The sequence below is a fragment of the Kitasatospora sp. NPDC004745 genome (genome assembly GCF_042873275.1).
Taxonomy (GTDB): domain Bacteria; phylum Actinomycetota; class Actinomycetes; order Streptomycetales; family Streptomycetaceae; genus Kitasatospora.
The window spans coordinates 86,342-97,733 of the sequence record NZ_JBIALK010000012.1; the positions used below are offsets into that span (position 1 = coordinate 86,342).

The 11,392-nt window shown below is 73.6% G+C and carries 8 protein-coding genes; 5 read left to right on the forward strand and 3 right to left on the reverse strand.

Going from position 1 to position 11,392, the window contains the following annotated elements:
* Positions 1–50 precede the first annotated feature (50 nt).
* The 5 genes from glgB (at position 51) to pyk (ending at position 8,202) form a co-directional block, all read left to right on the forward strand.
* A complete protein-coding gene (gene glgB / locus ACFYUY_RS20565) occupies positions 51–2,474 on the forward strand; it encodes a 1,4-alpha-glucan branching enzyme (protein WP_387902219.1) in 2,424 nt (807 codons plus the stop codon).
* A gap of 52 nt (positions 2,475–2,526) precedes the next feature.
* Complete coding sequence (locus tag ACFYUY_RS20570; RefSeq protein WP_387902222.1) at positions 2,527–3,192, forward strand: hypothetical protein; 666 nt, start codon at positions 2,527–2,529, stop codon at positions 3,190–3,192.
* A gap of 130 nt (positions 3,193–3,322) precedes the next feature.
* Complete coding sequence (pta, locus tag ACFYUY_RS20575) at positions 3,323–5,452, forward strand: phosphate acetyltransferase (RefSeq protein WP_360204709.1); 2,130 nt, start codon at positions 3,323–3,325, stop codon at positions 5,450–5,452.
* Positions 5,449–6,663 carry an acetate kinase gene (locus ACFYUY_RS20580; protein WP_360204706.1) on the forward strand — a complete coding sequence of 405 codons (1,215 nt, stop codon included), beginning with the start codon at positions 5,449–5,451 and terminating at the stop codon, positions 6,661–6,663. The genes pta and ACFYUY_RS20580 overlap by 4 nt, the downstream gene beginning before the upstream one ends.
* 111 nt (positions 6,664–6,774) lie before the next feature.
* Positions 6,775–8,202 (forward strand): pyruvate kinase, encoded by a 1,428-nt coding sequence (pyk, locus tag ACFYUY_RS20585; RefSeq protein WP_360204703.1) that lies wholly within the window; start codon positions 6,775–6,777, stop codon positions 8,200–8,202.
* A 74-nt stretch (positions 8,203–8,276) separates the two neighbouring features.
* Here pyk and ACFYUY_RS20590 read toward each other — a convergent pair whose 3' ends face one another.
* From ACFYUY_RS20590 to ACFYUY_RS20600, 3 genes are all read right to left on the reverse strand, one after another.
* Positions 8,277–9,794 carry a hypothetical protein gene (locus ACFYUY_RS20590; protein ID WP_387902226.1) on the reverse strand — a complete coding sequence of 506 codons (1,518 nt, stop codon included), beginning with the start codon at positions 9,792–9,794 and terminating at the stop codon, positions 8,277–8,279.
* Positions 9,791–10,522 (reverse strand): DUF6114 domain-containing protein, encoded by a 732-nt coding sequence (locus ACFYUY_RS20595; protein WP_387902229.1) that lies wholly within the window; start codon positions 10,520–10,522, stop codon positions 9,791–9,793. The genes ACFYUY_RS20590 and ACFYUY_RS20595 overlap by 4 nt, the downstream gene beginning before the upstream one ends.
* Before the next feature lie 134 nt (positions 10,523–10,656).
* On the reverse strand, positions 10,657–11,328 hold the full coding sequence (locus ACFYUY_RS20600; protein WP_360204698.1) for a DUF6230 family protein: 672 nt from the start codon (positions 11,326–11,328) through the stop codon (positions 10,657–10,659).
* Positions 11,329–11,392 lie beyond the last annotated feature (64 nt).

The following is an 11,392-nucleotide window of genomic DNA, read 5'->3' on the forward strand; positions in this document are numbered from 1 at the left end:
GTTCCGCCGCCCAGGAGCTCAGCCCACCCCCGCCGCAGGAGGACCCAGCCGTGACGCCGCTCGACCCGCCCGGCCGCACCACCCGCCCCGTACCGGCCACCTTCCTGGCCGGCCCGCCCCGTGCCGGGGCGCGCAGCGCCGCCGACGAAGACGGCGACGGCGAGCGACGCACCGACGGCGCAGACCCGGCCGGCGCGGATCCGGGCTGCGCGGATCCGGGCGGCCCGGAGCGCGCCGACGCGGTGGCGGCGCCCGCCGGGCCCGGCGGGCGCGCCGCGGTGCTGCGGCTGCCCGAGGCGCCCCTGCCCCCGTCCGAGGTGGACCGGCTGGTCGGCGGACAGCACCACGACCCGCACGCCCTGCTCGGTGCCCACCCGGTGCACGGCGGCACCGCGATCCGGGTGCTGCGCCCCTTCGCCGACCGGGTGGTCGTCGAGACCGACCAGGGCCCGGCCGAACTCACCCACCAGCAGGGCGGCCTGTTCACCGGCCTGGTGACCGGCGGCAGCGTCCCGGACTACCGGCTGCTGGTCGGCTACCCCGGCGGCGAACCGCTGCTCCAGCACGACGGCTACCGCTGCCCGCCCACCCTCGGCGAGCTCGACCTGCACCTGATCTCCGAGGGCCGGCACGAGCAGCTCTGGCAGGCCCTCGGCTCGCACCTGCGCACCGTCGACGGCGTCGCCGGCACCGCCTTCGCGGTCTGGGCCCCGAACGCCGTCGGGGTCCGGCTGATCGGCGACTTCAACCACTGGAACGGCACCGGGCACCCGATGCGCTCGCTCGGCTCCTCCGGCGTCTGGGAACTCTTCGTCCCCGGCCTCGGCGAGGGTGCCGCCTACAAGTACGAGATCCACACCCGGCAGGGCTGGGTGCTCGACAAGGCCGACCCGCTGGCCCGCGCCGCCCAGTGCCCGCCCGGCACCGCCTCGGTGGTCACCGCCTCCCGCCACACCTGGCAGGACGGCGAGTGGATGGCCCGGCGGGCCCGCGCCGCGCACCACCGGGCGCCGATGTCCGTCTACGAGCTGCACCTGGCCTCCTGGCGGCCCGACCTCACCGGCTACCGCGAGATCGCCGAGGAGCTGCCGCGCTACCTCAAGGAGCTGAACTTCACCCACGTGGAGTTCATGCCGGTCATGGAACACCCCTTCGGCGGCTCCTGGGGCTACCAGGTGTCCGGCTACTACGCCCCCACCGCCCGGCTCGGCAGCCCCGACGACTTCCGGTACCTGGTCGACACCCTGCACCAGCACGGCATCGGCGTGATCGTCGACTGGGTGCCCGCCCACTTCCCCAAGGACGGCTTCGCGCTCGCCCGCTTCGACGGCGAGCCGCTCTACGAGCCCGCCGACCCGCTGCGCGCCGAACACCCCGACTGGGGCACCCTGGAGTTCGACTACGGCCGCACCGAGGTGCGCAACTTCCTCGTCGCCAACGCGGTCTACTGGTGCGAGGAGTTCCACATCGACGGCCTGCGGGTCGACGCCGTCGCCTCGATGCTCTACCTCGACTACTCCCGCGAGGGCGGCGCCTGGACGCCCAACCAGTACGGCGGCCGGGAGAACCTGGACGCGGCCGCGTTCCTGCAGGAGATGAACGCCACCGTCTACCGGCGCTGCCCCGGGGTCGTCACCATCGCCGAGGAGTCCACCGCCTGGGACGGCGTCACCCGCCCCACCGACGGCGGCGGCCTCGGCTTCGGCCTCAAGTGGAACATGGGCTGGATGCACGACTCGCTGGTCTACATGTCCAAGGAGCCGGTGCACCGCAAGTACCACCACAACGAGATCACCTTCTCGATGGTGTACGCCTACTCGGAGAACTACGTCCTGCCGATCTCCCACGACGAGGTGGTGCACGGCAAGCAGTCCCTCGTCTCCAAGATGCCCGGCGACTGGTGGCAGCAGCGCGCCAACCACCGCGCCTACCTGGGCTTCATGTGGTCCCACCCGGGCAAGCAGCTCCTCTTCATGGGCCAGGAGTTCGCCCAGGGCGCGGAGTGGGACCACGAGCAGGGCCCGCAGTGGTGGGTGCTCGACGAGCAGTGGCCGGCCCACCGGGAACACCTGGGCGTGCGTCGCCTGGTCCGCGACCTCAACCGGCACTACCTCGACACCCCCGCCCTCTGGGAGCGCGACACCACCCCGGACGGCTTCCGCTGGCTCGACGGCGGCGCCGCCGAGGACAACCTGCTGTCCTTCGTCCGCTACGCCGCCGACGGCTCCCCGCTCGTCGCGGTCTGCAACTTCTCCCCCGTCGTCCGGCACGGCCACCGGGTCGGCCTGCCCGCCCTGGACGGCCGCGACCAGCTCTGGGAGGAGCTGCTCAACACCGACGACGAGGCCTACGGCGGCAGCGGCATCGGCAACTCCCACCCGGTCAAGGCCGAACCCGTCGCCCGCGACGGCCAGCCCCGCTCCGCCGAACTCGTCCTCCCCCCGCTCGCCACCCTCTGGCTCCGCCCGGCGTGATCGCCTAGGCTCCCCGCCTGGGACAGATCGTCAGCAGGCGGGGGGCTTGCAGGTGTTGCTGGTACTGGAACTGCTCTATCTTCTGTTGCCCACGGTCTGCTGGGCGTTCCTGGTCCGCACCCGGACGGTCGGGGTGGCCGTCTTCGCCATCCTCGCCGGTCTGGCCCTCGCGCTCGTCGGCCTGGCGCAGGACTGGTACTTCACCCGCGCCGCCGCCGAGGTCGAGGCCGGCTATCCGATCGCCGCCGGCCTGGTGGTCCTCGCGGGCGGGCTGGCCGAGCGGCGTCTGCGCGGCCCCCGGCCCGCGAAGGAGTACGACCACCCGGTGGCCGGATCGGCCGTCGCGATCACCGCCCACGCCCTGGCGGGCTCGGCGATCGCGTTCGGATACGGGGCTTTCGCCCCAACCGCCTTCCTCCCGAGCGCCGCCGAGATGCCGCTGCCACCCGGGGTGACCGTCGAGCACGACGACGGGGGCTACTGCGGCTCGAACTTCTGCTCCCGGACCCTCACCATCGGCAGCCCCGCAGGCGTGACGGCCGACCAGGTGGAGGCCCGCCTGCGGGCCGCGCTCGCCGCCGACGGCTGGACCCCGGGCCGCAACGGCGCCCTCGTGCACCCGCACGGCTGGCTGGTGGACCGGCGCGTGTCGGAGGCCTTCGTCAGCGGGCGGACGGTGGAGCTGGGCGGCTCGGAAATCACCAACGCCGGGTACTGACCACCGGCGCCCCCTGCAGGACCTTCGTCCCTTGCCGCTCCGGCCCGCCTCTGCTCGCGGGCGGGTGTTCGTGGTGCGAAGGTATGGTCGACATGACCACCAGCTGAGACGACGGGACGGAGAATCCGGCGTGGCGCGCAGCGTGTACGTGACCGGGATCGACCGGGGGGACGGCCGCCAGGCCGTCGAACTCGGGGTCATGGAACTGCTCACCCGCCAGGTGGACCGGGTCGGGGTGTTCCGGCCGCTGGTGCACGCGCACGCGCCCGGGGCGGTGGGCTCGGACCACGTGGTGGAGCTGCTGCGCGGGCGCTACCGGATCGACCTGCCGGCGGCCGAGCTGTACGGGCTGACGTACGAGGAGGCGGCCGCCCTGCAGGCCGCGCAGGGGCAGGACGAGCTGGTGTCCACGCTGGTGGACCGGTTCCGCGCGCTGGAGCGGCGCTGCCAGGCGGTGCTGGTGCTCGGCACCGACTTCGCCGACACCAACATCCCGGACGAGCTGGCCTTCAACGCCCGGCTGGCGAACGAGTTCGGCGCGGCCGTGCTGCCGGTGGTCGGCGGGCACGCCGAGGACCCGGAGGCCGTGGTCGCCGAGGTCCGCAACGCCCACCGGGCGTACACCGACCTGGGCTGCGAGACGCTGGCGATGGTCGCCAACCGGGTCGCCCCGGGCGCCAAGCAGCGGATCCAGCGCAAGCTGACCGAGAAGCTGCCGATCCCCGCCTACGTCATCCCGGAGGAGCCCGCGCTGGCGGCGCCGACCGTCGCCCAGCTGGTCGAGGCGACCGGCGCCGAGGTGCTGCTCGGGGACGCGGCCGGCCTGGCCCGCGACGTCCGCGGCTTCGTCTTCGGCGGCGCCATGCTGCCGACCTTCCTGGACGCGCTGACCGAGGGCGCCCTGGTCGTCACCCCCGGGGACCGCGCCGACCTGGTGATCGGCTCGCTGGCCGCGCACGCCGCCGGGGCACCGCCGATCGCCGGCGTGCTGCTGACGCTCGGCCAGCACCCCGGCCCGAACGTGATGGCGCTGGCCGCGCGGCTCGCCCCGGGCACCCCGGTGGCGGTCGTCCCGGAGGGCAGCTGGCCGACCGCCGCCACGCTGACCCACCTGGAGGGCAAGCTCACCGCGGCCAGTCCGCGGAAGGCCGAGATCGCCCTGGGCCTGTTCGAACTGCACGTCGACACCGTCGAGCTGACCAGCCGGATCGAGGTCGGCCGGTCCGAGCGGGTCACCCCGATGATGTTCGAGCACGAGCTGCTGGAGCGGGCCCGGGCCGGCCGGCGGCACGTCGTCCTGCCGGAGGGCACCGAGGAGCGGGTGCTGCGCGCGGCGGAGATCCTGCTGCGGCGCAACATCTGCGACCTCACCCTGCTCGGCGAGGTCGACGCGGTGCGCCGCAAGGCCGCGGGGCTCGGGATCAACCTCCCGCAGGAGCAGCCGGACGCCGACCGGGCGCAGGTCCGGGTCGTCGACCCGACCACCAGCCCGCTGCGCCGCCAGTTCGCCGAGCTGTACGCCCGGCTGCGCGCGCACAAGGGGATGACCGTCGAGCTGGCGCTGGACGTCGTGACGGACGTCTCCTACTTCGGCACCCTGATGGTGCAGGAGGGCATCGCGGACGGGATGGTCTCCGGCGCGGTGCACTCCACCGCGGCCACCATCCGGCCCGCGTTCGAGGTGATCAAGACCTCGCCGGGCGCGGCGATCGTGTCGAGCGTCTTCTTCATGTGCCTGGCGGACCGGGTGCTGGTGTACGGCGACTGCGCCGTCAACCCGGATCCGGACGCCCAGCAGCTGGCGGACATCGCGATCCAGTCCGCCGCCACGGCCGCGCAGTTCGGGGTGGAGCCGCGGGTCGCGATGCTCTCGTACTCGACCGGCACGTCCGGCTCCGGCGCCGACGTCGACAAGGTCCGCAAGGCCACCGAGCTCGTCCGCGAGCTTCGGCCGGACATCCTGGTCGAGGGCCCGATCCAGTACGACGCGGCGGTGGACGAGCACGTCGCGGCGACCAAGCTGCCCGGCTCGCCGGTGGCCGGCCGGGCCACCGTGCTGATCTTCCCGGACCTCAACACCGGCAACAACACCTACAAGGCGGTCCAGCGCTCGGCGGGCGCGGTGGCGGTCGGGCCGGTGCTGCAGGGCCTGCGCAAGCCCGTCAACGACCTCTCCCGCGGCGCACTGGTCGAGGACATCGTCAACACCGTCGCGATCACCGCCATCCAGTCCCAGGACCGCAAGGAGCCGCAGGCATGACCGAAGGTACCCGCGTCCTCGTGCTGAACGCCGGCTCCTCGTCGGTGAAGTACCAGCTGATCGACATGCTGGACGGCGCCCGGCTCGCCTCCGGGCTGGTCGAGCGGATCGGTGAGCCGAGCGGCCGGCTGGTGCACACCCCGCGCTCGGGCGGGCCGCGCGAGGCCGTGCAGGTCTTCCCGGACCACTCGGCCGCGCTGAAGGCCGTCGCCGAGGAGCTCGCCGCCGACGGGGTCGGGCTGGACTCCCCGGAGCTGGCCGCGATCGGCCACCGGGTGGTGCACGGCGGCAAGCGGTTCACCGAGCCGACCGTGATCACCGACGAGGTGCTCCGGGAGGTCCGCCGGCTGATCCCGGTCGCCCCGCTGCACAACCCGGCCAACATCACCGGCATCGAGGTGGCGCGGGCGCTGCGCCCGGACCTCCCCCAGGTGGCCGTCTTCGACACCGCCTTCCACGCCTCGATGCCCGAGTACGCGGCCCGGTACGCGATCGACCGTGGCGTCGCGGACGAGCACCGGGTGCGCCGGTACGGCTTCCACGGCACCTCGCACCAGTACGTCTCGCGGGCCACCGCCCGGCTGCTCGGCAAGGACCCGGCCGAGGTGAACGTGATCGTGCTGCACCTGGGCAACGGCGCCTCCGCCTCGGCAGTCGCCGGCGGCCGGTGCGTGGACACCTCGATGGGCCTCACCCCGCTGGAGGGCCTGGTGATGGGCACCCGTTCGGGTGACATCGACGCGGGCGTGGTGTTCCACCTGCACCGGGTCGGCGGACTGTCCGTCGACGAGATCGACGACCTGCTCAACCGCCGCAGCGGCCTGCGCGGCCTGTGCGGCGACAACGACATGCGCGAGATCATGCGCCGGGCCGAGGCCGGGGACGCGGACGCCCGGCTGGCCTTCGACGCGTACGTGCACCGGCTGCGCAAGTACGTCGGCGGCTACTACGCGGTGCTCGGCCGGGTGGACGCGATCGCGTTCACCGCGGGTGTCGGGGAGAATGCGGCGCCGGTGCGCGCGGCGGCCACCGCAGGGCTGGACGAGCTGGGCATCGCGGTCGACCCCGAGCTGAACTCGGTGCGCTCCGCGGAGCCCAGGATCATCTCGCCGGCGTACTCCCGGGTGGCGGTCGCCGTGGTGCCCACCGACGAGGAACTGGAGATCGCCCGCCAGGCCTTCGCCCTGGTGCACCAACGGTCCGAGGGGTGAGACGGTCCGGGGACTGACACACCGTCGTCTCGCTCCGCGGAATCCTTCGTCGGCGATTCCTCGCGATTCGTGCCGAATGCACCTATAACACGAACGGATAGACTGACCCATATGCGCCGAGCGAAAATTGTCTGCACCCTGGGTCCGGCGACGGACTCCTACGAACAGCTGAAGGCCATCGTCGAGGCGGGCATGAACGTCGCCCGACTGAACATGAGCCACGGCAACCACGCGGACCACGAGGAGCGGTTCCGCAAGGTCCGCCAGGTCTCGGAGGACACCGGCAAGGCCATCGGCGTCCTGGCCGACCTCCAGGGTCCCAAGATCCGTCTGGCGACCTTCGCCAACGGCCCGGTGACCGTCGACAACGGCGACGAGTTCACCATCACCACCGAGGACGTCCCCGGTGACCAGCACATCTGCGGCACCACCTACAAGGGCCTGCCCGGCGACGTGAAGCCCGGCGACCCGATCCTGATCAACGACGGCGTCATCGCCCTGGAGGTCGTCAGCGTCGACGGCCCGCGGGTGAGGACCGTGGTGGTCGAGGGCGGCGTGCTCTCGAACAACAAGGGCATCAACCTGCCCGGCGCGGCCGTGAACGTGCCCGCCCTGTCCGAGAAGGACAAGGACGACCTGCGCTTCGCGCTCCGCCTGGGCGTCGACATGGTCGCCCTGTCCTTCGTCCGCAACGCGGCCGACATCAAGGACGTCCACGAGGTCATGGACGAGGTCGGCATCCGGGTGCCGGTCATCGCCAAGATCGAGAAGCCGCAGGCCGTCGAGGCCATGGAGGAGATCGTCCTCGCCTTCGACGCCATCATGGTCGCCCGCGGCGACCTGGCGGTCGAGTACCCGCTGGAGCGGGTGCCGCTGGTCCAGAAGCAGCTGATCACCCTGGCCCGCCGCAACGCCAAGCCGGTCATCGTCGCCACCCAGATGATGGAGTCGATGATCCACGCCTCGCGCCCGACCCGCGCCGAGGTCTCGGACGTCGCCAACGCCATCCTGGACGGCACCGACGCGGTGATGCTCTCCGCCGAGTCCAGCGTGGGCAAGTACCCGGTCGAGACCGTCCGCACCATGAGCCGGATCTGCGAGAAGGCCGAGGAGGAGCTCGTCTCCCAGGGCCTGCAGCCGCTCAACCCGGGCCGCAAGCCGCGCACCCAGGGCGGCTCCATCGCCCGCGCCGCGTGCGAGCTCGGCGACTTCCTGAACGGCCAGGCACTGGTGGCGTTCACCAAGTCCGGTGACACCGCCCGCCGCCTGTCCCGCTACCGCTCGCCGATCCCGGTGATCGCGTTCACCCCGGACGCCGCCACCCGCAGCCAGCTCTCGCTGAGCTGGGGCGTCGAGGCGCACGTCACCGAGCAGGTCGAGACCACCGACGAGATGGTCGCCCAGGTCGACCGCGAGCTGCTGAAGATGGGCCGGCTCGCCGAGGGCGCGACGGTCATCGTCACCGCCGGCTCCCCGCCCGGCATCCCCGGCAACACCAACATGGTCCAGGTGCACCACCTGGGCACCCGGAGCGAGTGAGCACCCGGTAGCGGAAAACGCCCGTGGGGCGGCCCTCCCGTGCGGGAGGGCCGCCCCACGGGCGTGTCCGGGCCCTACTTGTCGCTGTACGGCGCGTTGTCGTTGAACAGGTGCATCCCGGGGATGGTCAGCGTGCCGCCGAACTGGCCGGCCTGCTTGGCGGTGACCCCGGTGAGCTCCAGGTCCAGCGGGATCGGGATCGAGCCGATCAGGTCGTACAGCCAGCGCGGCAGGGTGTCCGGGGTGAGGGTGATCTCGCCCAGGTCGATCGGGAGCGGCAGGCCGAGCACCTTGGCGAGGTGGCCGGACAGCCGCTCCACGTACATGGTGACCGGGCCGTTGCGCATGGTCGAGGTCGAGCCCGGGGCGCCCTGGACGTGGAAGGTGACGCCGTTGCCCTCCAGGGTCGACATGTCGAGGTTGTCGATGTCGACGCTCGACACCACGAACTTCAGGACCCGCTTGCTGCCGGTCGGCGTCCTCACGTCGTAGACGCCGTGGAAGGCCGCGCCGTGCAGCGCCAGCCGGCTGGTCAGCAGCGTCCAGTTCTGCTCCGGGACGACCTGCCCGCCGGCCGGTGCACCGGCCGTCAGACCCCGGGTGTCCACCGCGCAGTTGGGGTTGGCGGACGGCGAGCCGGACGGCGTCGCGGAGGCCCCGGCGGACGGCGCGGCCGTGCCGGAGGCGCCCGCGGAGGGCGCCGCCTTCGGGCTCGCCTTCCCGGTGGCCCTGCCGGTGGCCCCGGCGCCCGCGGACGGCGCGGCGGCGGGCGAGGGCCGGCCGCCCGGGCCGCCGGAGGACGAGGCGACGGGCGGCTGCGCGGCGGGCGCCGGGTCCGTCGCCGCACCGGAGGCCGGGGTCTGCGGCGGGGTGGGCTGGGCCGGCGTCCCGATCCGCGGGGCGGCCGGGGCGGGGGCCTGGGTGGTGGCCGGCGCCGGGGTGGTCGGCTGGGCGCTCGGCGTCGCGCTCGGCGAACTGCTCGGGTTCAGCAGGTGGTTGATGCCACCCACGATGTCGTCGATCAGCCCGGCCTGACTGGCCGTGCCGGTGCCGGCACCGGTGCCCTGGTAGACCGCGCTCACCGCGCCCGGGCCGCCGCCGGTGGCGGCGGTGCGGGCGGCCGGCGGCGTCACCGGGGTGGTGGCGCTCGGCGTGGCGCTCGCGCTCGGCGTGCCGGCCGGCGCGGAGGGCTGCGGGGCGGGCGTGCCGCTCGGCGTCGTGGTCGGGAGCGCGCTCGGACCGGTCGAGGGCGGCGTCGACGGCGGTGCCGCGGGCGTCGTCGCGGGCGCGGAGGGCGCCGTGGACGGGCCGGGCGGCGGCTCGGGCAGCTCGCTCTTGGGGACGGGTGTCTCCACCGGCGCGACGTCCGGCACGGCGGCGGGCGCGGTGCCGCAGGGCTTGCCCGCCGACGACTCGGCGACCGCCGGATTGGGGGTGTACGCGGCGGCCATCAGCAGCGCCGTCGGCACCGCGGCCATCGCCAGCGCCCGGCCTCTCAGCCGGACCCGGACCGGGGTGCGCGGCGCCGCGTGCCGGCCGGAGCGCTGCGCGGGGACGGCCTGGCCGCCCGGCTGCTCCTCCGACGTGGTCACCGCGCCTCCTCGGAGTCCCCGGCGGCCTGGCGCGGGACGGTGGCCGTGGCGGGGCCGGCGGCCGGCCCGGGCGCCCCGCCCTGGACGGGCAGCTCGGCGGTGGGCGCCGCGGTGGCGCTCTCGGCCGCCGCCTCGGCCTCGGCCGTGCCGGCGGGGCCGGCGGTGGTGGTCCCCGCGGGCCCGGCGGTGGTCGCCGCCGCGTTCCCGGTCCCGGTCTCGGGCGCGGTCTCGGTGGCGACGCTCTCCGCGACGGCGTTCCCGGCGGCCTCGGCGCCCTTGCCCCGGCGCCGGCGCGAGCCCTTGGCCGACTCGGCCGTCGGCTCCGGAAGGGGCGCCCAGGAGACCAGCAGCCCGCCGCCGATCAGGCCCGGCAGCAGCGCCAGGCCGAAACCCGCCAGGTTGGAGACGGGGATGGAGACCAGGGTGAGCAGGATCGTCGCGATGCCCGCGAAGACCCGCACGGCGGGCTGGAACCAGCCGGTCAGGCCGAGGATGATCATCAGGACCCCGATGATCAGCGACCCGGCGCCCGCGGTGGTGGACATCGCGATGGTCACGCCGCCGAGCGACAGGTGGGCGTACGGGAAGTAGAGGATCGGAGCGCCGGCGATCATGGCCAGCAGGCCGCCCCAGAAGGGCCTGGTGCGGCGGAATTCTCGGAAGTGCCGCCAGAGCCAGGCGATCGGGTTCTGGTGGCCGGTCCGGGGTTCGACCGTTGCGCTGGACATGGTGCAGCTCCTCGACGTCTCTACGAGGGGGAAAACAAATGGGGGTGAGGCCGGGAACGGCGGTCGCCCGCCGCCCCCGGCCCCGGGAGGACCCGTCGATCGGGTGCGCCGCCCGGCGCACCGTCAGTCAGGGCTCAGAAGCACTCGTTGCCCGCACCGTCACCGTGCTTGAGCGACAGGTTCAGGCCGCTGAGCACGAAGTTGCCGGCCGAGGTGGCGCGCGCGGTCTGCTGGACGTTGTCCAGGATGGCCGAGTCGGCGGCCTGGGCGAAGCCGGTGGCGCCGGTCGGCAGACCCTTGCCCCCGCCCGCCTTGGTGACGGCGCCGTGCGGGGCCCAGCCCTGGGTCGCCGAGCCCGAGAGGGTGGAGGCGTCCTGGCCGATGTTGATGTTCTTGAAGGTCGCGTCGGCCTTCAGCTGCTCCAGGTCGATGAGCAGGTTGTCGGCGTGCACCGGCTTGCTGCCCGCGCCACCGGCGTTCAGCTGGAGGGTGATCTTGCCGAGGCCGAAGGCCGACAGGTCGGTCACCACCGACTGGCACAGGTTGGTGATGTCGGCCGAGTCGAAGGCCGAGACGGCGACCGGGTGCGGCGTGCCGTTGGCCTCGATGTCGACGGTGCCGAACTGGGCGAAGTGGGTGCCCTCGAGGTGAGTGGTGCTCACCTTGAACTGCTGGCCGGAGATGCTGAACGAGGCGGCGAGCGCGCTGTTGGCGATCGAGACGCCGACCATCGCGGTGGCCGCGACGCTCGGCACCATCACCAGTGCGAAGCGCTTCCAGCGGGTCTTGCCGTGGGTCTGGGACATGCGAGTCCTCCTTCTAGGACGTACATCTCCGGCTCCCCGGCGGCGCGTCCCGCGCCGGTGGGGG